The 21,845-nt window shown below is 71.8% G+C and carries 21 protein-coding genes; 9 read left to right on the top strand and 12 right to left on the bottom strand.

From position 1 onward, the window contains the following. Positions 1-94: 94 nt before the first annotated feature. Genes AC1DW8_RS01540 through AC1DW8_RS01550 form a run of 3 tightly spaced genes read left to right on the top strand, consistent with a single transcriptional unit; the run spans position 95 to position 3,332 of the window. Positions 95-1,945, top strand: a complete 1,851-nt coding sequence (locus AC1DW8_RS01540; RefSeq protein WP_056776710.1) for a glycoside hydrolase family 15 protein — start codon at positions 95-97, stop codon at positions 1,943-1,945. Beyond that, positions 1,942-2,643 carry a maleylpyruvate isomerase family mycothiol-dependent enzyme gene (locus tag AC1DW8_RS01545; RefSeq protein ID WP_478091362.1) on the top strand — a complete coding sequence of 234 codons (702 nt, stop codon included), beginning with the start codon at positions 1,942-1,944 and terminating at the stop codon, positions 2,641-2,643. Before AC1DW8_RS01540 ends, AC1DW8_RS01545 begins: the two co-directional genes overlap by 4 nt. 2 nt (positions 2,644-2,645) lie before the next feature. Continuing rightward, positions 2,646-3,332 (top strand): MBL fold metallo-hydrolase, encoded by a 687-nt coding sequence (locus AC1DW8_RS01550; RefSeq protein ID WP_478091364.1) that lies wholly within the window; start codon positions 2,646-2,648, stop codon positions 3,330-3,332. Between the two features lie 85 nt (positions 3,333-3,417). Here AC1DW8_RS01550 and AC1DW8_RS01555 read toward each other — a convergent pair whose 3' ends face one another. From AC1DW8_RS01555 to AC1DW8_RS01565, 3 genes are all read right to left on the bottom strand, one after another. Continuing rightward, on the bottom strand, positions 3,418-4,821 hold the full coding sequence (locus AC1DW8_RS01555) for an ATP-binding protein (protein ID WP_056776701.1): 1,404 nt from the start codon (positions 4,819-4,821) through the stop codon (positions 3,418-3,420). 19 nt (positions 4,822-4,840) lie between these two features. Then, positions 4,841-6,499, bottom strand: coding sequence for an NAD(P)/FAD-dependent oxidoreductase (locus AC1DW8_RS01560; protein WP_056777733.1), 1,659 nt, complete (start codon positions 6,497-6,499; stop codon positions 4,841-4,843). A gap of 189 nt (positions 6,500-6,688) precedes the next feature. Further along, a complete protein-coding gene (locus AC1DW8_RS01565) occupies positions 6,689-7,006 on the bottom strand; it encodes a hypothetical protein (RefSeq protein WP_056776698.1) in 318 nt (105 codons plus the stop codon). A gap of 138 nt (positions 7,007-7,144) precedes the next feature. On the opposite strand from AC1DW8_RS01565, the gene AC1DW8_RS01570 reads away from it, so the two are divergent. Genes AC1DW8_RS01570 through AC1DW8_RS01590 form a run of 5 tightly spaced genes read left to right on the top strand, consistent with a single transcriptional unit; the run spans position 7,145 to position 12,018 of the window. After that, positions 7,145-8,323, top strand: coding sequence for a C39 family peptidase (locus AC1DW8_RS01570; RefSeq protein WP_478091368.1), 1,179 nt, complete (start codon positions 7,145-7,147; stop codon positions 8,321-8,323). Then, on the top strand, positions 8,323-8,886 hold the full coding sequence (locus tag AC1DW8_RS01575) for a hypothetical protein (RefSeq protein ID WP_478091373.1): 564 nt from the start codon (positions 8,323-8,325) through the stop codon (positions 8,884-8,886). The genes AC1DW8_RS01570 and AC1DW8_RS01575 overlap by 1 nt, the downstream gene beginning before the upstream one ends. Positions 8,887-8,920: 34 nt before the next feature. Next, entirely contained in the window at positions 8,921-9,715 is a 795-nt protein-coding gene (locus AC1DW8_RS01580) for a C40 family peptidase (protein WP_478091375.1), read from the top strand. Beyond that, positions 9,712-10,587 (top strand): EamA family transporter, encoded by an 876-nt coding sequence (locus tag AC1DW8_RS01585; protein ID WP_056776686.1) that lies wholly within the window; start codon positions 9,712-9,714, stop codon positions 10,585-10,587. Before AC1DW8_RS01580 ends, AC1DW8_RS01585 begins: the two co-directional genes overlap by 4 nt. Positions 10,588-10,644: 57 nt before the next feature. Next, complete coding sequence (locus AC1DW8_RS01590) at positions 10,645-12,018, top strand: MFS transporter (protein WP_478091379.1); 1,374 nt, start codon at positions 10,645-10,647, stop codon at positions 12,016-12,018. Positions 12,019-12,156: 138 nt separating this feature from the next. Here AC1DW8_RS01590 and AC1DW8_RS01595 read toward each other — a convergent pair whose 3' ends face one another. Further along, entirely contained in the window at positions 12,157-13,086 is a 930-nt protein-coding gene (locus AC1DW8_RS01595) for an NHL repeat-containing protein (RefSeq protein WP_056776683.1), read from the bottom strand. Positions 13,087-13,236: 150 nt separating this feature from the next. Between AC1DW8_RS01595 and AC1DW8_RS01600 the strand changes: the two genes are divergently transcribed. Next, positions 13,237-13,683 carry a VOC family protein gene (locus tag AC1DW8_RS01600; RefSeq protein ID WP_478091381.1) on the top strand — a complete coding sequence of 149 codons (447 nt, stop codon included), beginning with the start codon at positions 13,237-13,239 and terminating at the stop codon, positions 13,681-13,683. 121 nt (positions 13,684-13,804) lie between these two features. Here the strand turns inward: AC1DW8_RS01600 and AC1DW8_RS01605 are convergent, their stop codons facing one another. The 8 genes from AC1DW8_RS01605 to AC1DW8_RS01640 form a co-directional block, all read right to left on the bottom strand. Further along, positions 13,805-14,920 (bottom strand): TerC family protein, encoded by a 1,116-nt coding sequence (locus tag AC1DW8_RS01605; protein WP_478091383.1) that lies wholly within the window; start codon positions 14,918-14,920, stop codon positions 13,805-13,807. Between the two features lie 222 nt (positions 14,921-15,142). Next, entirely contained in the window at positions 15,143-15,487 is a 345-nt protein-coding gene (locus tag AC1DW8_RS01610; RefSeq protein WP_478091385.1) for an MmcQ/YjbR family DNA-binding protein, read from the bottom strand. Between the two features lie 71 nt (positions 15,488-15,558). Next, positions 15,559-17,673, bottom strand: coding sequence for an excinuclease ABC subunit UvrB (gene uvrB, locus AC1DW8_RS01615; RefSeq protein WP_056776673.1), 2,115 nt, complete (start codon positions 17,671-17,673; stop codon positions 15,559-15,561). Positions 17,674-17,713: 40 nt separating this feature from the next. Further along, on the bottom strand, positions 17,714-18,097 hold the full coding sequence (locus tag AC1DW8_RS01620; RefSeq protein ID WP_056776671.1) for a YciI family protein: 384 nt from the start codon (positions 18,095-18,097) through the stop codon (positions 17,714-17,716). 77 nt (positions 18,098-18,174) lie between these two features. Beyond that, a complete protein-coding gene (locus tag AC1DW8_RS01625) occupies positions 18,175-19,224 on the bottom strand; it encodes a lipoate--protein ligase family protein (RefSeq protein WP_056826970.1) in 1,050 nt (349 codons plus the stop codon). A gap of 44 nt (positions 19,225-19,268) precedes the next feature. Continuing rightward, the gene (gene coaE / locus AC1DW8_RS01630) at positions 19,269-20,477 is read right to left on the bottom strand and encodes a dephospho-CoA kinase (protein WP_478091388.1); all 1,209 of its coding nucleotides are present in this window, start codon (positions 20,475-20,477) and stop codon (positions 19,269-19,271) included. Between the two features lie 8 nt (positions 20,478-20,485). Then, complete coding sequence (locus AC1DW8_RS01635) at positions 20,486-20,947, bottom strand: PPOX class F420-dependent oxidoreductase (RefSeq protein WP_478091390.1); 462 nt, start codon at positions 20,945-20,947, stop codon at positions 20,486-20,488. Between the two features lie 2 nt (positions 20,948-20,949). Beyond that, positions 20,950-21,612 (bottom strand): TetR/AcrR family transcriptional regulator, encoded by a 663-nt coding sequence (locus AC1DW8_RS01640; RefSeq protein ID WP_082619829.1) that lies wholly within the window; start codon positions 21,610-21,612, stop codon positions 20,950-20,952. Positions 21,613-21,845 lie beyond the last annotated feature (233 nt).

Genomic DNA, 21,845 nt, shown 5'->3' on the forward strand with positions numbered 1-21,845 from the left:
CGGCTCAAGGCTGGACATGACTCGGACGTACCCACCCCGCCACACGCCCGGGCGACGGGAGCGCCGGACCCGGCAGGACGGCATACTCGCAGTCATGAGTGAGCCCGTGCCCACCCCGATCGAGGACTACGCCGTGCTCGGCGACCTCGGCACCGCCGCCCTCGTGAGCCGCAAGGGCTCCGTCGACTGGCTGTGCCTCCCCCGTTTCGACTCGCGCGCCTGCTTCTCGGCGCTGCTCGGCACGCCGGACCACGGTCGCTGGCTCATCACGCCGGTCGACCCGGACGCGGTCACGACCCGCCGCTACGTCGGCAACTCGTTCGTCCTCGAGACGATCCACGAGACGCCCACCGGCCGGGTCCGCGTCACCGACGTCATGCCGCTCGGCGACGGTCGCTCCGACCTCCTGCGCCGCATCGAGGGCGTCGAGGGCACGGTCCGGATGGTCCACGAGTGGACGGTGCGCTTCAACTACGGCCGCACCCGCCCGTGGGTGATGCGCCACACCGAGGACCGCGAGGACCACACCGACGAGATCATCACGGCCATCGCCGGCCCCGACATGCTCGTCCTGCGCGGCGCGCGGCTCCCCCACGCCCAGGACGGCCACCACGTCGACGAGTTCGACGTCGTCGCCGGGCAGACGTTCACCTTCTCGACGACGTGGTTCCGCAGCCACGAGGAGATTCCGCCGCCGCTGCGGGTCCGCGCCCGGATCGACGAGACGATCGCGCTGAGCGAGGAGTACGCCTCCCGCAGCGACTACGCCGGCCCCTACGAGGACGCGGTCACGCGCTCGCTGCTCGTGCTGCGCGGCCTGACCCACCAGTCGACCGGTGGGATCGTCGCCGCCGCCACGACGTCGCTGCCGGAGGAGTTCGGGGGCGAGCGCAACTGGGACTATCGCTTCTGCTGGCTGCGCGACGCCGCGCTGACGCTCGAGGCCCTCCTCGGCTGCGGCTACGTCGAGGAGACCGAGCTGTGGCGGGCGTGGTTGCTGCGCGCCGTCGCCGGTGACCCCGAGGACATGCAGATCATGTACCGCGTCGACGGCGGCCGTGACCTCCCCGAGCGGGTGCTCGAGCACCTGCCCGGGTATGCCGGGTCGCGCCCCGTGCGCGTCGGCAACGCGGCCGTCGAGCAGCGCCAGACCGACGTGCTCGGCGAGGTGATGATCTCGCTCGACCACGCGCGGTCGAAGGGACTCGAGGAGAACGACGACTCCTGGCACCTGCAGCGGGCGCTCGTCAACCACCTCGCCCAGCACTGGGAGGAGGCCGACAACGGCCTCTGGGAGATCCGGGGCCCGCTGCGGCACTTCACCCACTCGCGCGTCATGGTGTGGGCCGCCTTCGACCGTGCGATCCGCGCCGTCGAGCAGCACGGCGTCGAGGGGCCCGTCGAGCACTGGCGCGAGCTGCGCGACCAGGTGCGCGAGGAGGTCATGACGAAGGGCTTCGACACCGAGCGCAACACCTTCGTCCAGCACTACGACACCACCGAGGTCGACGCGTCCCTGCTCACGCTCTCGTCGATCGGCTTCGTCGACGGTGACGACCCGCGGATGCTCGGCACCATCGCCGCCGTCGAGTCCGACCTGCTGCGCGAGGGACTCGTGATGCGCTACCGCACCGACACGGGGGTCGACGGTCTCGCGGGCGACGAGCACCCCTTCCTGGCGTGCTCCTTCTGGCTCGTGACCGCCTACGCGAAGGCGGGTATGACGACGGAGGCCACCGAGCTGATGGACCGGCTCGTGGGCCTGACCAACGACGTCGGACTGCTCTCCGAGGAGTACGACCCGATCGCGAAGCGCATGGTGGGCAACTTCCCGCAGGCGTTCTCGCACCTGACGCTCGTCGGCGCCGCCCTCGCCCTCGCCAGGGCCTCGGGCGCGGCGTCCGACTCGGAGACGGAGAAGCAACCCGGGAGGGCCACGGCATGAGGCACGCCGACGTGACACCCGCGCTCGTCGCGGCCGAGACCGACAGGGTCGCCTCGACGGCGGCCTCCTTCCGCAACGACGCGGTGCTCGCGCCGTCGCTCTGCGCGGGCTGGTCGCGCGGCCACGTGCTCGCGCACCTCGCTCGCAACGCCGACGCCCTCGCGCGCGTGTGCGACGTCGCGCTGACCGGCACCGCCGACACGATGTACGACGACGTCGAGTCGCGTGACACCGACATCGAGCGCGGCGCCCGACGGTCGGCGCACGACCACGCGACCGACATCCGCGACACGGCGGCCCGCCTCGCCGAGCGGCTCGAGGCCCTCCGCCCCGAGCACGCCGAGGTCCGCGTCGAGCGCACCCCGGGCGGCTTCCCGATCCCGGTCGGGATGGTCCCGTTCATGCGGCTGCGCGAGGTCGTCTACCACCACGTCGACCTCGACGCCGGCTACACCTTCGCGAGCGCCCCGCCGGAGGTCGTGTCGCTCTTCCTGCGCGACGCCGCCAACCGCCTCGCGCACGACGAGGCTCCCCCGTCGCTGCACGTCGTGACGGCCGAGGGCGACGAGCACGTCCTCGGTGACGGTGTGACGCGGGTGACCGGGTCAGCCGCCGACGTGCTTCTGTGGCTCGCCCGCGGACACACCGACGGCGTGACCTTCGACGGCCCCGTCCCGACCCTGCCCTTCGGAGGCTGACGATGACGCACACGCCCCCTGACGCCTACTCCGGTCACGTCACCGCGGGCGGGCCGGCCGGCGTCCGGGAGCTGCCCGACCTCACGATCCGCAAGCTCGAGGTCGGCGGCTTCGGCAACAACGCCTACCTGCTGACCTGTCGCGCCACCGGGGCGCAGCTGCTCGTCGACGCGGCGGCGGAGCCCGAGCGACTGCTCGAGCTCGTGTCCACCGGAAGCGGCGGCCTCGACACCGTCGTCACGACGCACCAGCACCACGACCACGTCGGTGCGCTCGCCGAGGTCGTCGCGGCGACGGGCGCCCGCACCGTCGCCGGCGCCGACGACGCCGACGCGCTGCCCGTGCCGGTCGACGAGCGCGTCGGCCAGGCCGACACCGTGTCCGTCGGCGACGTGACCCTCGACGTCGTCCACCTGCGGGGACACACGCCGGGGTCGATCGCGCTCGCCTACGCCGACCCCGCGCCGGGCGGGCGCACCCACCTCTTCACCGGCGACAGCCTGTTCCCCGGCGGCATCGGCAACACGAAGAACCCCGGGCAGAGCTTCGACTCGCTCATCGAGGACGTCACGACCCGCGTCTTCGACGTCTACGACGACGACACGTGGTTCTACCCCGGCCACGGCGACGACTCCACCCTCGGCGCGGAGCGGCCGCACCTGGGCGAGTGGCGCGCCCGCGGCTGGTGACCGCCTGACGCGGCGTGACGGCATACGCCATCGGTGACCACACGCTGACGACGCGATGGCGTATGCCGTCCCGCCGGCCCGGTGGTCAGGGCGCGGGAGCGTGGGCGGCGTGGACCGGGAGGCGCACGCGCATGCGGGTGTCGCCCGGCCGTGACTCGATCTCGATCGCCCCGCCGTGGCGATCGACGACGATGCGGTGGGCGATGTCGAGGCCGAGGCCGGTCCCGCGGCCGACGTCCTTGGTCGTGTAGAACGCCTCGAACGCGCGCTGCTGCACCTCCGGGCTCATCCCCGCGCCGGTGTCCGCGACCTCGACGACGACGGACTCCGCGTCGAGGCGCGTCGTGACGGTGAGGGTGCCGACGCCGTCCATGGCGTCGACGGCGTTGTCGACGAGGTTGGTCCAGACCTGGTTGAGCTCGCCCGGCATCCCGTCGACGAGCGGCACGTCAGCGCCCCAGTCGCGCACCACCGTGATGCCCGGACGGAGCCGAGGACCCATGACGAGCAGGGTGCTCTCGAGCCCCTCTCGGACGTCGACCCGCTGGTGCGAGGCGCGGTCCATCTGCGAGTAGGACTTGATGCCGGCGACGAGCTCGGACACGCGGCGGGTCGACTCGCGCACCTCGCCGAGGAGCGATGAGACGTCGATGGTGCGGGCCACCCAGCCGAGACAGGCGCCGAGCCCGTGGGACGGTGCCGCGGCGGCGGCCCGCTCGACCCAGCCGACGTCGGCGCCGGCGGAGACGAGGGACGCGGCGAGCTCCCACGGCCGCTCGACCCCGGCCCGGTCGAGCCACTCCCCCAGGTCCTCCTCGCGGTCGGCCGTCTCGAGCGGGTCGGGCAACGTCGTCGGCGGCACGAGCTCGCGGCGCAGCGCGTCGAGCTCACCGAACTGGGTCGCGGTCAGGCCGGCCGTCGCCATCTGGCGCAGGGCATCGAGCAGACCGTCGCAGGCGTGCTCCAGCTCGGCGGACGACCGGGCCGCGGCAGCCGCGGGGTTGTTGATCTCGTGGGCCAGCCCGGCCGCGAGCGTCCCGAGCGTGACGAGCCCGCTGCGCTGGCGGGCCGTCGCCTCGATCGACCGCGCCGTGCCGTAGAGGCCGGCGACGAGGTGCGCGGCGAAGGGGAACCACACGTTCGCGAGCTCGTGGAGGCGCTCGGCCGGGACCCGCAACAGCCGCCCGGGCGCGACGCCACGGGCCGTCGCGAGGTAGACCCCGTGCTCGTCCCAGGCCCGGAACCCACCGGCCCAGCGACCCGGTACGTCCATGCGGCCGACGACGACGTCCTCTCGCCCGATGTGACGCGAGAGGTCGAGCGTCCCGTCCACGACGACCCACCAGAAGTCGGCCCGGTCACCCTCCAGCCAGACCACCTCGCCGGGGACGATCGGCACCTCGGCGCCGCCGTCGAGCAGCTGCAGCAGCTGGTCGTCGTCCAGTCCGTCGAAGAGCGGCACCGTGCGGAGGTCGGAGAGCTCGAGCATCGCGGGTCCCGTCTGCCGGTCAGATCGTGGCGAGGTAGCGGTGGACGAAGTAGACCGACATCGAGCCCTCGCCGACGGCGGACGCGACGCGCTTCATCGAGTCCGAGCGCACGTCGCCCGCCGCGAAGACCCCAGGCAGGCTCGTCTCCAGGGCGAACGGTGGGCGGGACAACGGCCAGCCGTGCGCCTGCTGCCCGGTGACGAGGTCGTGGCCGGTGACGACGAAGCCGTGCTCGTCACGTGCGACGTCGGCGCCGAGCCAGTCGGTGCGCGGCGAAGCGCCGATGTAGACGAAGAGCCAGGCGGCCTCGACCTCCGTCGTGGCGCCGGTGTGCCGGTCCGAGAGGGTCAGCCGCTCCAGGTGGCCGTCGCCGTCCGCGCCGACGACCTCGGTGCGACACAGGACGCGGATGCGCTCGTCGGCGCGGATCCGCGTGACGAGGTACTGCGACATGCTCGCCTCGAGCGACTCGCCGCGGACGACGAGTGTGACGCGCCTGGCGTGGCGGGCGAGGTTGAGCACCGCCTGGCCGGCCGAGTTGGCGGCGCCGACGACGTAGACCTCGTCCCCCGCACACGCCGCCGCCTGGCCGGCGTTGGACCCGTAGTGCACGCCACGTCCCGAGAGGGCGTCGATGCCACGGGCGTCGAGGCGTCGGTAGGACACGCCGGTCGCGAGGACGACGCTGCGCGCCTCGATGTCGTCGGCTCCGTCGAGGCGGACGGCACGGACCGGTCCGCGCTGCTCGAGCGCCATGACGTCCCGGGCGAGCACCATCTCGGCGCCGAAGCGGCGGGCCTGGGTGATCGCCCGCTGCGCGAGGTCGGCACCGGAGAGGCCACGCGGGAAGCCGAGGTAGTTCTCGATCGCCGCGCTCTGCCCGGCCTGCCCGCCGGGGGCGTCGTGCTCGACGACCACGGTGCTCAGGCCCTCGGACGCGGCGTAGACCGCGGCGGCGAGCCCTGCCGGTCCGCCGCCGACGATGCAGAGGTCGTAGAGGGCGCGCTCGGCCTGGGTGCGCAGCCCCAAGGCCGACGCGACGGCGACCGTTGTCGGGGCGCGGAGGGTGTCGCCGTCGGGGACGAGGACGAGCGGGAGGTCCTCCGGCCCGGCGCCCGCGAGGTCGCGCAGGTGAGCCCCCTCCTCGTCGCGCTCCACGTCGAGCCAGACGTACGGCACGTGGTTGTTGGCGAGGAACGTCTTGACGAGGTGGCTCGCCTCGGACCACCGGTGGCCCACGACGCGGACGTCGAACCCGCGCTCCGGGTGGGCGTTGTGCCAGTCGGAGAGCAGGTCGTCGACGACGGGGTAGAGCCGGTCCTCGGGCGGGTCCCACGGCTTGAGGAGGTAGTGGTCGAGCCCGATGTCGTTGATGGCCGAGATCGCGACGTCCGTGTCGGCGTACGCCGTGAGCAGCAGGAGCTTGGCGTCCGGGACGTCGACCCGCACCCGGGCCAGCAGCTCGATGCCCGTCATCCCGGGCATCCGCTGGTCGGACGCGACGAGCGCGAGGGGCTGGCCGCGCAGGACGAGGCGGGCCACGAGGTCGAGCGCCTCGGCCCCGGAGGAGGCGCGCAGGATGCGGTGCTCGGCGCCGTAGCGGGCCCGCAGGTCCCTGGCGATCGCGGCCGAGACCGGCGCGTCGTCGTCCACGGTGATGATCGCGGGTCTCGCCACGCGCTCAGCGTACGAGCGGGATCCGGCGCGCGGGGGCGAGTTGGGGCGGTTCACCCCGTCGAGGTGAGCGGGACGAGACGGGCGGACCGGCGCAGGGTGTCACGAACCGGGCACACGCGAACCGGTGGCCAGTGGCCTCGGGCGGCACCCGGGTCGCGGCCACGGGCCGTCCGGCTACTGGCCGTCCGGCTACTGGGCGTCCTCGAGGTCCGACGTCGCGTCGGGGTCGAACTCCGCGATGAGCGACTCGAGCTCGGACCGGAGGAAGTCGAGGTCCGGCGGGACGTTGGTCAGCAGGAGGTGGCGCCGCGGGTTGCCCGCGACGGAGAGGCCGACGCCGAGGCGCGAGCGGCCGTGGCGTTCGCGCCAGGCTCGCTCCAGGCGCGGGCCACCGATCCAGTCGACGGGGGCGTGGAGCCAGCCCTGGACGTCGACGAGGTCGCCGTCGGGGCCGTGACGGCGGTTCTTCGGGGGATCGAATCCCTCCAGGGTGATTCGCTCTTCCATACTCCTGACGGTACGGCTCCGGGAGCCCGCGGACCAGTACCTCACCGAGGTCCACACCGATTCGTGAGGGAAGAGACAGGGAGGTATCAGGCAGCGGACCGCCGGCCACTGACCGGCACCCGTGCGAAGGAGTCACCCATGTCCGTCACCACCCCTGTCGTCAGCCAGGAGTCCGAGCGCTACGTCGCGCTCGCCGCCACCCACGCCAGCCTGCTGCTCAGCGTCGACGCGCTCCCGCGCTCGCTCTCGGGCGCGGAGGTCGAGTCGGCAGCGACCCCGGTGCACGACCTGTCGGGAGACGTCCTCTTCTGGCGGGCCCGTCTCGGGGGCAGGAAGGCTCGCGGCTACCTCGACGTCGCGGCGAGCCCCGCGATGGGCGCCGTCCTCGTCGCCGCCTCGCCCGATGCCGTCTGGGAGCCCGAGCGCCTCGTCGAACAGGCCCTCGAGGTGCTCGCCAAGCAGAACGACGGCACGCAGGTGGAGGTCGACGAGGTGCGCTTCGTGGACTACAGCCACCCGAAGCTCGCCCTCCAGCTCCGGCGCGAGGGGCGCGAGGTCGCGATGCTCGAGCTGCACACGTGGGAGGTCGTGCCGCCGGCGAGCAAGCGCGAGCGCGGCGCGCCGCCGGCCGACTTCGAGCGCTGGTCCTTCCTCGGCAGCCTCACCGCGAAGGCTCGCGAGTCCCGGGCCGCGCGCTACGACACCGCGGTCGGCGAGCTGTCGCGGCTCGTCGAGCGCCTCGACCGGGACCGCTTCACGATCTCCGTCGTCGACACCGTCGACATCCTGCTGCGCACGCGGCGCCGGGACCTGCACTACACCACGCGCAACAGCGACCACCAGGTCTGCTACGAGCTGCGGGGCCAGCAGACCAACGTGTGGTGCGTCGCCGCGAGCGTGCAGATGCTGCTCGACTTCTACCGCTACGAGTACGACCAGGTGCGGGTCGCCGCCGAGCTCGGTCTCGGCACGCCGTCGAGCCCGACGGGTCTGCCCTACGCGAACGACGCACTCGTCGTCACGGTCCTCGAGCGGCTCAGCAGCAACGCCCTCGACGCGACGATGTTCACGACGAACCCGTTCTCGCGTTTCGTCAACGAGATCAACGCCAACCGGCCGCTCGTCAGCTTCGTGCCGGGCCACTCGCGCACCGTCGTCGGCTACTCCGAGACGGGGTGGCTGCTGCTGACGGCCACGGACCGTGGGCTCACCGTCTTCGACCCGTGGCCGCCGAGCTCCGGCGTCGTCACGCGGTGGGAGAACTTCGACGTGACGACCTACCGCCGCACCTTCACCGCGCAGGTCACACTGGCCTGATGGAGCGCGACGCCGACCGGCCGGGCGAGACACCCGACGACGGGTCGAGTCTCGCCGAGCGCGCCCGGGCGGCGACCCAGCAGCTCGTCGCGGACGCGAGCCGGGTCGGTCCACTCGTGCACCTTCGGGGCGTCATCGGCCGCCCGGTGTCGGTCCGGGCACCGGCTCCGCCAGGCGCGTCGGCCGACCCCGTGGCCGAGGTCGGGCGCTGGTTCGTGCCCGTCACCGCCGGCGAGCGCCTCGTCGGTTTCGCGCTCGTCGACGTCGCGACGTCTCCGCCACGCACGGAAGGCGCCGACGGCCGCGAGCCCGCTGCACGCGTACGCCGGTGGTCGACGTTCCAGCGTCACGAGGGCGACCTCGAGTCGTGCCCGCCGGCGCTCCTCTGGACCGACCCGACGACCATCACCGCCACGGCGATGGCTGCCACCGGTGCCGGCGAGGGCGCCCGCACGGCCGAGCCGGTCCTCACGTGGGAGCGGACACCGGAGCACCTCGTGTGGGAGGTGACCGTCGACGGTCGGCCCGTTCACGTCGCGGGGTCCAGCGCCTGGCCGGCGTGAGCGAGGCCGGGAGCCGGGTGCGAGGATGACGGGCGTGAGCTCGTCCGTCGCCGTCCACGCCGTCACCGCCACCCACCTCGTCCGCGTCCCCGTGACGACGGTCTGGTCCAGCCCGGGGAGCCCGCGCCCCGTCGACGCGCCCGTCGTCGCCGACGAGCCCGATGCCGCGGCGTGGCTCGCCGCGCTCGACGCACGCCCCGCCGACGACGAGTCCGGCGACGGAAGGCTCGGCCTGCACGGCCGGGTCGAGTCGCAGCTGCTGGCCGGGGAGCCCGTCGTCGTGACCGAGACCAACGAGTCGGGCACGTGGTCCCACGTCGTGGCACCGTGGCAGCTCTCCCCCAAGGACGACCGCGGCTACCCGGGGTGGGTGCCCTCGGCGCACCTGACGCCGGCGGCCGAGACCCTCGTGGAGGGGCCGACGGCCGTCATCGACGCGTCCGCCGGGGCGGACCGTGACGACACGCACCCGTCCGTCGCCGAGGCCCGCCGCCATCTCGGGCTGCCCTACCTGTGGTCCGGCGTGTCCCCCCTCGGCTTCGACTGCTCTGGTCTCGTGCTGCACACGTGGCGCCTCCTCGGGGTCGTCGTGGCCCGCGACGCGTACGCCCAGGCGGAGCTCGCGACGCCGGTCGAGGTCGACGCCGTGCAGGCGGGCGACCTCTACTTCTTCGCCCGGCCGGGCAGGCGGATCCACCACGTGGGCATCGTCGTGCGACCCGGGCGGATGGTCCACGCCTCGGAGACCGGAGGCGTGCTCGTCGAGGAGGACCTGCCCGCCGACCGCCTCGCCACCCTCGTCGCCGCCGGGCGCCTGCCGATGCCGTGAGCGTCGACCACCGCAGCGCTCCCCTGCTCGTCCTCGGCGGTGTCGTCTCCGTCCAGTTCGGTGGCGCCTTCGCCGCCACGCTCGTCCCCCGCATCGGGGCACCCGGCTCGGTGCTGCTTCGCCTCTTCTTCGCGATGGTCATCCTGTATGCCGTCGCGCGGCCTGCGTGGCGCGGTCGCAGCCGGTCCGACTGGGGCACCGTCGTGCTCTTCGGGCTGGCGCTCGCGGCGATGAACACCTCGTTCTACGCCTCCCTGGCCCACCTTCCCATCGGCGTGGCCGTGACGATCGAGTTCCTCGGCCCGCTGGGCCTCGCGGCCGCGCTGAGCCGTCGGCCGCGGGACGTCCTGGCGGTCGCCGCGGCAGCCCTCGGCGTCGTGCTCGTCTCCGGCGTGCTGCACACGTCGTGGGACCGGCTCGACCTCGTGGGCGTCGGTTTCGCGGCGCTCGCGGGCGTCTTCTGGGCGGCCTACATCGTCCTCAGCCAGCGCACCGGGAAGGCCTTCGGGGGGCTCGACGGGCTCGCCCTCGCCCTCATCGTGTCGACGGTCGCGGTCGCGCCGCTCGGGCTGACGTCGGTCGACCGCTGGACGCCGCGGGACGTCGCGCTCGGTCTCGGCATCGCCGTCCTGTCCTCCGTGCTGCCCTACTCCCTCGAGCTCGTCGCCCTGCGCCATCTCGCGCAACGGGTGTTCGGCATCCTGCTCAGCCTCGAGCCCGTCGTCGCAGCCCTCGCGGGGTTCGTCGTCCTCGACCAGGTGCTCGACCGAGGGCAGGTGGCCGGTATGGCGCTCGTCGTCCTCGCCAGCGTCATCGTCCTCGGCGCCCAGTCGCGTCCCGAGTCACCGGACGCCGCGATGGGCCCGGGCTGATGCGCCACGGCGCCTTCCGCTTGACCTCAAGTCCACGTGAGGTCCTACCGTCGCCGGATGACCTCGAGCACGATGCGCCCTGACACCGACGCGGCCGTCCCCGACGCAGGCGGCGGCATCCTGGCCCCCGCGCTGCGGGCCACGACCATCGGCGTCATCGCCCTCGTCTCCCTGCACGCCTTCGAGGCACTCGCCCTGACGACCGTCATGCCGACGATCGCCCGCGAGCTCGACGGCGCGTCCCTGTATGCCATGGCCTTCACGGCCACGCTCGCATCGGGGATCGTCAGCATCGTGTGGTCCGGCAACCTCGCCGACCGTCGCGGACCCCGGCCGCCCCTGCTCATCGGGCTGGTGCTCTTCGCCGCCGGTCTCGTCGTCGCGGGTCTGGCTCCGTCGATGGGACTGCTCGTGGCCGCCCGTGTCGTGCAGGGCCTCGGGGCAGGCATGACGAGCACCGCGCTCTACGTCCTCGTGACCCGGGTCTACCCGCAGCGGCTGCACACGGCGATCCTCGCCGGCTTCTCGGCCGCCTGGGTCGTGCCGTCGATCGCCGGCCCCTTCGTGGCCGGCCTCATCACCCAGACGATCGGCTGGCGCTGGGTCTTCGGGCTGGCCCTCGTCGTCCTCGTCGTGGCAGCCGTGCTGCTCGGCCGCATCATCACGGGACTGCGGCAGGACGTCGTCGACGTGCCGTGGCGGTGGCGGTCGATCGCCGCGTCGGTCGTGCTCGCCGTCGCCGTGCTCGGTCTCAACGCGGTCGCCGACCGGCTCGACCCGTGGGGCATCACCCTGGCCGTGATCGCCCTCGTCGTCGTGGGCCTCACCCTGCTGCCGCTCACGCCGCGCGGGACGTTGCGGGCCGCCCGGGGGCTGCCGACCGATGTCGCGCTGCGTGCCCTCGCCTTCGCCGCGTTCAGCGGCGCCGAGGTCTACCTGCCGCGCCTGCTGACCGAACGCGACGGCCTCAGCCCCAGCCTCGCCGGCGTCGCCCTCACCGTCACGGGTGTCACGTGGTTCGCCGGGTCGTGGGTCCAGGGCCGGTGGGACCGCCGTTTCGAGATCGGTCGCACGGCAGCCGTCTCCCTCGCCGCGATCGCCCTCGCCCTCCTCGCCCTCGCTGGTGCCGTGGCGCTCGACGCGCCGACGTGGGTCGTCATCGCGCTCTTCCCCGTCGTCGGCCTCGGGATCGGGACCCTCTACCCACGCGTGACGGCCCAGGCTCTCTCGCGCGCCGGGTCCACCGAGCAGGGTTTCGTCAGCTCGGCCCTGCAGATCGGCGACTCGTCGGGGGCCGCGACGGCGATCGCCCTCTCGGCCATCGTCTTCGCCGGGGCCGGCTCGGCCGTCCCCGGGGCGTATGCCGCCGTCTTCGCCGTCATGGCCGTCCCCGCCCTGCTCGGCTGGGTCGTCGCCCACCGCGTCCGCTGACGACTCCGGGCTGTCGGGGCTGTCGGGGCTGTCGGAGCGGTCGGACGGCTGTCGTCCTTGGGGGCCTCGGCCGACTCCGGAACCGGCGCCTCCCCCCTGTCACACGTGCGGACGGCGACAGGGGGGACGCGCCGCAGGTCAGAGGATGTAGCCGCTGGAGGCACTCCAGATGGCGTGGGTGCGGCAGTTGGAGTCGGCGTACTCCTTGGACGTCGACTCGAAGACGGAGTAGAGACGGTTGACCGAGGAGCCCGCCGACTGCGGCGCCCAGACGATCCCTTCCATCATCGGCAGCGTGTTGTGGCTCGTGCGCGCACCCGTCGACCGCACCTGCGTCGTGACCTTGCTCAGGTTGTCCCGACCCCACGAGCGGCTGAAGACGAATCGGCTGCTCGTGACCTGCACGCCCTGGACGATGGTCGGGGTGGAGTAGGACGCGTTGGGGGTCAGCGTCACGACGCCCGCGGCGGACGTCGGGTAGCGACGCATGACGTTGTTGTAGAAGTCGCCGACGAAGAGGGAGCCACCGTCGTAGTCGACGTACGACGCCCGCGTCAGGCTGTTCAAGGTGTATCGCGCGGCGTAGCCGACGGCCTTGCGCGTGCCGGCGGGCACGGCACGGATGCGGTCGATCGGGATGCGGTAGATCCGCGCACCGCCGACGCTGTCGGCGACGTAGAGGTTGCCGCGCCCGATCGTGAGACCGCCTGCATGTCCCGTCTTGGGAACGCCGCTCAGCTCGATGGTCTTGACCCACGCGGACGTCGAGCGCTTGTAGACGACGACGCGCGGCACCTCGGCGGCGTCACGGTGGTACATCGAGACGTACAGGTAGTCGCCGGCGGAGTCGTACGTCATCCCCTGCGGCACCCAGTTGGTGTCCTTGTAGGCGCCGAGCGTGTGGCCCGACCAGTTGTCGAACGCGTTGAGCTGCGGGTCGGCGCAGCTGCTGACCTTGGCGAAGCCGACCGGGTCGGCAGCCGTGGCCGGCGATGCGGCGACGACGCCGAGCGTCGATGCGAGCGTCAGCGCGAGCCCAGCGGCGGCGGTGCGCAGTCGTGTCCTCATGAGGTTCCCCTGTCGTCGTCGGAGGACCTCTTCCCCCGATGCTCGGACCCTACCCGCGGCCAACGCCCACGGGCGGGAACGAACGCCTCGATCTCGGTATCGCGGGCTCGGCGCGACGATCGCGACAGCGCGCCTCGGTACCGTCGCATCATGCCCATCAAGCTCGAGAACGTCGGCATCGCGGTGGACGACCTGGAGGCGGCGATCGCCTTCTTCACCGACCTCGGACTGACGGTGGTCGGTCGGGACACGGTCAGCGGCGAGTGGACCGACACCGCCGTGGGACTCGATGGCAACCACGCCAGGATCGCCATGCTCCAGACGCCGGACGGGCATGGTCGCCTCGAGCTCTTCGAGTACATCCACCCCATCGCCATCGCGACGACGCCCACCCTGCCCAACGAGATCGGGATGCACCGGGTCGCCTTCTCGGTCGACGACATCGACGACATCGACGAGGCTCTCGCGATTGCTGCACGGCACGGGTGCCATCCGCTGCGCGGCGTGGCGACCTACGAGGACGTCTACACGCTGACCTACGTCCGCGGACCCAGCGGCATCATCGTCATGCTGGCCCAGGAGCTCAAGGACACGTGATGCCCGCGTCCTTCCCGTCGACGCAGGGGCGCTGCCAATGCACGACGGAGGAGGCGTCCGGGCGCCCCGACGTGACGCGCCCGCCGGCCGGGTGGTCGACGGCGCGTCGTGACGGCATACGTCAGCGCTGGTCGTGCCTGGCGCGGGGAGTGGTCATGCCTTCCTCGGCCGGGCGCCCGGCGGAGGCGTCCCGGGCCACGTCGGGAGCCTCGGTGTCGCCCTCCGCGACGCCGTCGACGGCGGCAGTGCAGTTCGCGGCCTCGAGCTTCGCGTCCCGGCTGGACTTCCAGAGGCTCGCGACGGTGGTGACGCCGAGGATCAGGACGATCGCACCGAGCGAGACGATGATCGGGATGTCGGGGACGCTCTCGATCGGCTGGCCGCCGTTGATGAACGGCAAATTGTTCTCGTGCATCGCGTGCATGACGAGCTTGACGCCGATGAAGGCGAGCAGGACCGCGAGGCCGATGCTGAGGTAGACGAGCTTCTTGAGCAGGCCGCCGATGAGGAAGTAGAGCTGACGCAGTCCCATCAGGGCGAAGATGTTGGCCGTCAGGACGAGGTACGGCTCGTTGGTCAGGCCGTAGATCGCCGGGATCGAGTCGAGTGCGAAGAGCAGGTCGGTCGTACCCAGGGCCAGGATGACGATGAGCATCGGGGTGATGAGGCGCTTGCCGTTCTCGATCACCGTCAGGCTCGTGCCGTGCCACTCCTTGGTCGCCGGGAAGCGCTTCTCGACCCAGAGCAGGAAGCGGTTCTCGTGGTACTCGTCGTCGTCGCTCTCCCCGCCGGTCGCGAGCTTGATCGCCGTGTAGACGAGGAAGGCGCCGAAGATGTAGAAGACCCACGCGTACGCGTTGATGACGACGGCGCCGAGCCCGATGAAGATGCCGCGCAGGATGATCGCGATGACGATTCCGACCATGAGCGCCGACTGCTGGAGCTTCTTCGGCACCTTGAAGCTGCCCATGATGAGCAGGAAGACGAAGAGGTTGTCGACGGACAACGAGTACTCGGTGAGCCAACCGGCGTAGAACTCCCCGGCGTACTGCCCGCCCCACTCGAACCAGATGAAGAGTCCGAAGAGCACGGCGAGGGCGACGAAGAAGGCCAGGTGCCTGCCGGCCTCGGCCATCGACGGGACGTGGGGTCGTCGTGCGATGACGAAGACGTCGACGGCGAGGAACACGGTCATCAGACCGATGGTGAGGAACCAACCCCACACGGGAACGTTCATGGGCACAACCTTCCGGTCACCAGAGCAGTAACCGGAGGTCTCTCCCGCCCGGCGTGGTGCCGGACCGACGGGACCGGGAGCGGCGGTGAGACCCACTCCGTGATGACGAGCCCGTCGTGTCGGGGATACTCCCCTCCGTGAACGCCTGAGTCTTTCACTCCGAGCGGCGCTCCTCAAATCGGTCCGCCCCGTGAGCACGACGGGTGGCGGGTCGCATGGCGCTCAGCCGACCGTCCCGGGGCGCCTGCCGCGCGGCAGGCCCGAGACGACGATCTCGTAGGAGGTCTCGATCGCCTCGAGGAGCTCGTCGGGGTCGATCGCCCCCGTCGTGCGCAGGGTGTTCCATCCGTGCCGGCCGATGTAGGCCATGACCGAGGCGTCGTCGGGGTAGCGGAGCAGCCACTCGTCGGCCTCGGTGCGGCTGCGGGCGCTCTTGACCCCGATCGAGTCGTCGCCGAGGAAGACGAAGATCTTGTAGCCGACCTTGGCGACGGTGTCGCCGTCCCACGGCGAGTCCTCCCACGCCCCGGGCAGCGCGAGGGCGGCCGCGCGGAGCCGTGCCGCCACGCCGGAACCCTGGGTCACCACGGGGCCGTCACCGAGCCGTCACCGAGCCGACACCGAGCCATCACGGGACATCACCGCGTCGCGGCACTCATCTGCCGCAGCTCCTTCTTGAGGTCGCCGATCTCGTCGCGCAGGCGCGCGGCGAGCTCGAAGTGCAGCTCGGTCGCCGCCTGGTGCATCTGGGTCGTGAGCTCCTGGATGAGCCCGGCGAGGTCGGCCGCCGCCATGTCGGCCGGGCGGTTGGTCGTGCCACCGGCGGACACCCCGACGTCGGCGGCCATGGCGCCACGACCGGCGCCGCTCTTGCCGCGGGACTGCATGCGCCCGGAGCCGAGCAGCTCCTGCGTGTCGGCGTCCTCACGCTCGAGCAGGTCGGTGATGTCGGCGATCTTCTTGCGCAGCGGCGTCGGGTCGATGCCGTGCTCGGTGTTGTAGGCGATCTGCTTCTCGCGGCGCCGGTTGGTCTCGTCGAGGGCCTGCTCCATCGACGGAGTGATCTTGTCGGCGTACATGTGCACCTGGCCGGACACGTTTCGGGCCGCGCGTCCGATCGTCTGGATGAGGGACCGGGCCGAGCGGAGGAAGCCCTCCTTGTCCGCGTCGAGGATCGAGACGAGCGAGACCTCGGGCAGGTCGAGGCCCTCGCGGAGCAGGTTGATGCCGACGAGGACGTCGAAGACGCCGCTGCGCAGCTCGCGGAGCAGCTCGACCCGCCGCAGCGTGTCGATGTCGCTGTGGAGGTAGCGGACCCGGATGCCCTTGTCGAGGAGGTAGTCGGTGAGGTCCTCGGCCATCTTCTTCGTCAGGGTCGTGACGAGGACGCGCTCGTTGCGCTTGGTGCGCTCCTGGATCTCGTGCATGAGGTCGTCGATCTGGCCCTTGGTCGGCTTGAGCACGACCTCGGGGTCGATGAGACCGGTGGGTCGGATGATCTGCTCGACCGGCGGTCCGGACTTGGCCAGCTCGTACTCCCCCGGTGTCGCCGAGAGGTAGACCGTCTGCCCGATGCGCTCGAGGAACTCCTCCCACTTCAGCGGCCGGTTGTCCATGGCGCTCGGGAGACGGAAGCCGTGCTCGACGAGCATCCGCTTGCGGGACATGTCGCCTTCGTACATCGCGCCGATCTGCGGCACCGTCTGGTGCGACTCGTCGAGGACGAGGAGGAAGTCCTCCGGGAAGTAGTCGATGAGGCAGTTGGGAGCGGAGCCGGACGTGCGGCCGTCGATGTGGCGGCTGTAGTTCTCGATGCCGTTGCAGAAGCCGACCTGCCGCATCATCTCGAGGTCGTAGGTCGTGCGCATGCGCAGGCGCTGGGCCTCGAGGAGCTTGCCCTGCTTCTCGAAGAGGGCCAGCTGGTCCTCGAGCTCGAGCTCGATGCCGCGGATCGCCCGCTCCATCCGCTCGGGGCCGGCGACGTAGTGCGACGCCGGGAAGACGTACATCTCCTGCTCCTCGTTGACAACCTCGCCGGTCACGGGGTGCAGGGTGTAGATGCGCTCGATCTCGTCGCCGAAGAACTCGATGCGGATCGCGAGCTCCTCGTAGACGGGGATGATCTCGACGGTGTCGCCCCTGACGCGGAAGGTGCCGCGGGTGAAGGCGAGGTCGTTGCGGGTGTACTGCATCTCGACGAAGCGCCGGAGCAGGTCGTCGCGCACGACCTCCTGGCCGACCTTGAGCCGGGCCATCCGGTCGACGTACTCCTGGGGCGTGCCGAGGCCGTAGATGCACGACACCGAGGCGACGACGATGACGTCACGCCGGGTCAGCAGCGAGTTGGTCGCCGAGTGCCGCAGCCGCTCGACCTCGTCGTTGACCGAGCTGTCCTTCTCGATGTAGGTGTCCGTCTGCGGGATGTACGCCTCGGGCTGGTAGTAGTCGTAGTAGCTGACGAAGTACTCGACGGCGTTGTTGGGCAGCAGCTCGCGGAACTCGTTGGCCAGCTGCGCGGCGAGCGTCTTGTTGGGCGCCATGACGAGGGTCGGCCGCTGGACCTGCTCGATGAGCCAGGCCGTCGTCGCCGACTTGCCGGTGCCGGTGGCACCGAGCAGCACGGTGTCGGTGTCGCCGGCCCGGACGCGCTTCGCGAGCTCGGCGATCGCCGTGGGCTGGTCACCGCTCGGGGTGTACTCGGAGATCACCTCGAAGGGTGCCACCGTGCGCTGGAGGTCGGTCGTGGGACGCATGGCTCAACCGTACGTCGCACGACCGACAGCGCCCACTCGCCTACTCCTCCCAGACGTAGGCGGGGCGGAGCTCGACGGTGTCGCCCGGCCCCGCGAAGTTCACGGCGAGCTCCTCCGCGCGCTCCCGGGACGCCACGTCGAGCAGGAAGAAGCCCGCGAGGTGCTCCTTGCTCTCGGCGTACGGCCCGTCCGTCGAGACGGTCCCGCTCTCCGACCAGCGGTAGATCCGTGCCGAGGCGGGGGCGCCGAGCGCCTCACCGCCCTTGAGCTCACCGCTCTTCGACAGCTCCTCGAGCATCGCGTCGAAGGCCGCACCACCAGCGTCGCGCTCCTCCTGCGGGCGGGCGAGCGCCTCGGGCATGAAGGCACCCGTCGGGTGGCCCCAGGGCTGCGGGTTGGAGTGGATGAGGATGACGTACTTCATGGGATGTCCCTTCGGTTCGCGGGCGGCCAGTCTGCCGCCTCGGGAGGGACGTCGGAGCGGACACGCCGGTCTCGACATCACGGGACGCGGTGGGTCCACCCCGGGGTCGCGAACTTCTCGTCGACGAGACGCTGGGCCTCGGCGAGCTCGGCGTCGGTGTAGTCGGAGACCGTCGTCCGGTAGCGCCGGGCGAACGACGCCGCGAACGACTCGAGGATCGCGTCCCGCGTCATCCCGGTCTGCGAGCGCATCGGGTCGACGCGCTTGTTGGCCGACTTCGTGCCCTTGTCGCTCATCTTCTCGCGGCCGATCCGCAGCACCTCGAGCATCTTGTCCGCGTCGATGTCGTAGGCCATCGTCACGTGGTGCAGGACCGCGCCCGACGCGAAGCGCTTCTGCGCGGCGCCGCCGATCTTGCCGTGGTCGCTCGCGATGTCGTTGAGCGGCACGAAGTGGGCCGTCACGCCGACGTCGGCGAGTGCCTCGATGACCCACTCGTCGAGGAAGGAGTAGGACCGCTCGAAGCTCAGTCCCTCGACGAGGGAGGTGGGCACGACGAGCGAGTACGTGATGGTGTTGCCGGGCTCCATGAACATGGCGCCGCCCCCGGAGACGCGCCGCACGACGTCGATGCCGTGGCGTTCGGCCCCGTCGGGGTCGACCTCGTTGCGGACCGACTGGAACGAGCCGATGACGACGAGTGGGCTGTCCCAGTCCCAGAAGCGCAGCGTCGGCGGCCGCTCCCCCGCCGCGACCTCGCGGGCGATGACCTCGTCGAGCGCGACGTGCAGCGCTGGGTCGAGCACGCGCGCCGGGATGACGTCGAAGGCGTGGTCGTCCCACCCCGTCGCCTTGCCGAGGGCACGGCGGATCGCGATGCCGATCGACTCGGCCGTGAAGCCGATGAGCGACACGTCGGCGGCGAGGGCGCCCGTGACGGCGCCGGCCAGCTGCTCGACACCGGCGTCCACGGACATGCCCGTCAGCGCTGCGTTGATGTCGCCGAGCGCCTCGTCGGGCTCGAGGAAGAAGTCGCCGGACACGCTCACCCGGGCGAGTCTGCCGTCCACCTCCTCGAGGTCGACCGCCACGAGCTTTCCACCGGGGACCTTGTACTCACCACGCATGTCACGCTCAACACCGAGCGCCCCCTGCGTATGCCGGTAGCTCCCTACCGCGGCTGCCAGCCGGTGCGCTCGGCCCAGTCCGTCGCGCGCTGCCACGCGCCCTCGAACCATGCCTCCTTGGCCACGACGTAGTCCGAGGTGGCCTCGTGCAGGCCGAGCAGCCGGTGCTTCTCCGTGGCATACGCGTCCCGCTCGGCGGGCTCGTGGCGCAGCCAGTCGCGGAACAGGAGCGCGAATCGCCAGCCCGCGGAGCCGTGCTCGCGCACGTGGACGTGGACGTGGCTGCCCGGGTCGCAGCCGCCGAGGAAACGCTTGGTCCATCCGGCCGGGTCGGACCCGACCGGCTGGGGCGTGTCGCTGTGGATGCCGTGGGAGAAGACGTAGCCGACGTCCCGGAGCGCCCGCAGCACATCGTCCCGGTCGGCGTCGGCGAGGTGGCGTAGCCCGACCTGGACGTCGATGACGTCCTTGGCGAGGAGTCCCGGCACGGACGTGGAGCCGATGTGCGACACCTCGGTGGCGACGCCGGTGGGCGCGAGCGCCGCAGCGAGACGGGCGACGACCCGCTCGGCGCGTGGCTCCCAGTCCGCGCGGGGGTCGACGACGCACTCGCGCGCGAGGTCCGGCCGGCGTGACCGGGTGCCGGTCACGAGGTTGCCCTCGTAGGGCACGAGCCGCTCGTGCCAGAGGGCGTCCACGGCGCGCGCGAGGTCGTCGGGCGTGCCGGAGTTGTCGAGCACGACGTCGGCGACCGCACGGCGCTGGGCGTCGGTCGCCTGGGCGGCGATGCGGTGCCGGGCGTCCGTCTCGTCCAGGCCACGCTCTCCGACGAGCCGGCGCACCCGCGTCTCGACGTCGGTCTCGACGACGACGGTGAGGTGCTCGTGCACCCAGAGCCCGCGCTCGACGAGGAGGGGCATGTCGTAGACGGAGACGGTGTCGTCAGGAGCGGCGGCCCGACGTTCTGCGACGCGGGCCGCGATCGCGGGTCCGGTGATGGCGTCGAGCGCGTCGAGGGCCTCGCGGTCGGGGAAGACGATCGCGGCCAGGGCAGCCCGGTCGAGGCTCCCGTCGTCACGGACGACCGCGTCCCCGAAGCGCGCCCGGATCCGTTGCAGGGTGGGCTCCCCCGGCTCGACGACCTCGCGGGCGACCGCGTCCGCGTCGATGACGTGGGCGCCCAGCTCGGCCAGCCGTCGCGACACCGTGGACTTGCCCGACCCGATCCCTCCGGTGACTCCGACGCGCAGCACGGGCGACCTCAGGCGAGGCGGGCGGGGAAGCCGCCCTTGGCGACCGGACCCCATCGGGTGGGCGTGACTCGAAGCAGGGACTTGCCCTGGTCGCGCATCGCCTGGCAGTACTCGTCCCAGTCGGGGTGCTCGCCCGAGATGGCGCGGAAGTAGTCGACGAGGGGCTCGACGGAGTCCGGCAGGTCGATGACCTCGCAGTCGCCGTCGACCTGCACCCACTCGCCGCCGAAGTCGTCGGACAGGACGAGGACGCTGACCTGCGGTCGGCGTCGGGCGTTCGTCGTCTTGGCGCGCTCGGGGTAGGTCGAGATGACGATGCGTCCCTGCTCGTCGACGCCGCCCGTGACCGGCGAGGCCTGCGGCCGCCCGTCGGCGCGTTGCGTCATGAGCACCATCGAGTGGCGCGGACGGACGAAGTCGAGCATCGCGTCGCGGTCGACCTCGGTGTTGCTCGCGATCTGGCGGGGCATCGTCAGTCCTCCTGCTCGGCGCTGCTGGCGCGGTCGAAGATCGCGACGACCGCCTCGGCCAGCCAGGCGGCATACATCGCGTGGGTCCACCCGCAGCGTCGCACGAAACGGTCGTAGATCTCCGGCGAGGTCACGGTCCAGACGATGTCGATGAACCGCTCGCGGTCGAGCTGCGGCGGCAGCCCGTGAGCCGCCTCGAGGGCGTTGAGGGCGTTCGTGTTGCCGGCCCGACGCTCGCGGTCGATCGTCGCGACGAAGTCCTGCAAGCCCGTGTCGCCGCCGGCGCCCTGGGCCAGGAGCACGCCGAGAAGCGGTCCGACCCGCTCGTAGATCGTCGCGCACAACGCGGCGTAGGCCCGGACGAAGCCCTCGCGGTCGGGGGCCGTCGACATGGCGCGGAACTCCGGCCGGTCCTGCATCGCGACGGGCGCGTCGTCACCGACGAGGAGCACGTCGTAGACCGCCTTGACGACGGCCGCCTTGCCGCCGATGGCGTTGTAGACGGTCTGCGCGCTGACCCCGGCGTTCGCGGCGAGCGCGCTCACCGACATGGCGTGGTAGCCGTCGCGCAGGAGCATCTCGCCCGCGGCCTCGATGATCCGGCGCCGGGTGGCCAGGGCTGCTTCCGCACGCGAGCTGTTGTCGTACGCCCGGTCTGTTGACATCGGAGCCCTTCGAACGCATCATGAGTTCGCTGGAACGGCGTTCTAGCGAATGGGTGGGGTCCAGGGGTCCCCACCCAGCTGCTGCACCGGACGGTGACAGCGTCGACATCGGCGCCTGTCGACCGCACGAGTGTGCCACGGGCGCCACGGCTCCCGCCCCGGAGGGGCACCGGAGGGGGAGCGAGGGGCCGGACCACGGGGTCCGGCCCCTCGCTACGGCACGTGGCCGGACC

The organism is Terrabacter sp. P2_E3, assembly GCF_056403915.1.

Excerpts from the sequence above, each read along its gene's own strand:
- AC1DW8_RS01540 (WP_056776710.1), top strand. The coding sequence starts at position 95 with ATGAGTGAGCCCGTGCCCACCCCGATCGAGGACTACGCCGTGCTCGGC.
- AC1DW8_RS01545 (WP_478091362.1), top strand. The coding sequence starts at position 1,942 with ATGAGGCACGCCGACGTGACACCCGCGCTCGTCGCGGCCGAGACCGAC.
- AC1DW8_RS01550 (WP_478091364.1), top strand. The coding sequence starts at position 2,646 with ATGACGCACACGCCCCCTGACGCCTACTCCGGTCACGTCACCGCGGGC.
- AC1DW8_RS01555 (WP_056776701.1), bottom strand. The coding sequence starts at position 4,821 with ATGCTCGAGCTCTCCGACCTCCGCACGGTGCCGCTCTTCGACGGACTG.
- AC1DW8_RS01565 (WP_056776698.1), bottom strand. The coding sequence starts at position 7,006 with ATGGAAGAGCGAATCACCCTGGAGGGATTCGATCCCCCGAAGAACCGC.
- AC1DW8_RS01570 (WP_478091368.1), top strand. The coding sequence starts at position 7,145 with ATGTCCGTCACCACCCCTGTCGTCAGCCAGGAGTCCGAGCGCTACGTC.
- AC1DW8_RS01575 (WP_478091373.1), top strand. The coding sequence starts at position 8,323 with ATGGAGCGCGACGCCGACCGGCCGGGCGAGACACCCGACGACGGGTCG.
- AC1DW8_RS01590 (WP_478091379.1), top strand. The coding sequence starts at position 10,645 with ATGACCTCGAGCACGATGCGCCCTGACACCGACGCGGCCGTCCCCGAC.
- AC1DW8_RS01595 (WP_056776683.1), bottom strand. The coding sequence starts at position 13,086 with ATGAGGACACGACTGCGCACCGCCGCCGCTGGGCTCGCGCTGACGCTC.
- AC1DW8_RS01600 (WP_478091381.1), top strand. The coding sequence starts at position 13,237 with ATGCCCATCAAGCTCGAGAACGTCGGCATCGCGGTGGACGACCTGGAG.
- AC1DW8_RS01605 (WP_478091383.1), bottom strand. The coding sequence starts at position 14,920 with ATGAACGTTCCCGTGTGGGGTTGGTTCCTCACCATCGGTCTGATGACC.
- uvrB (WP_056776673.1), bottom strand. The coding sequence starts at position 17,673 with ATGCGTCCCACGACCGACCTCCAGCGCACGGTGGCACCCTTCGAGGTG.
- AC1DW8_RS01620 (WP_056776671.1), bottom strand. The coding sequence starts at position 18,097 with ATGAAGTACGTCATCCTCATCCACTCCAACCCGCAGCCCTGGGGCCAC.
- AC1DW8_RS01625 (WP_056826970.1), bottom strand. The coding sequence starts at position 19,224 with ATGCGTGGTGAGTACAAGGTCCCCGGTGGAAAGCTCGTGGCGGTCGAC.
- AC1DW8_RS01635 (WP_478091390.1), bottom strand. The coding sequence starts at position 20,947 with ATGCCCCGCCAGATCGCGAGCAACACCGAGGTCGACCGCGACGCGATG.
- AC1DW8_RS01640 (WP_082619829.1), bottom strand. The coding sequence starts at position 21,612 with ATGTCAACAGACCGGGCGTACGACAACAGCTCGCGTGCGGAAGCAGCC.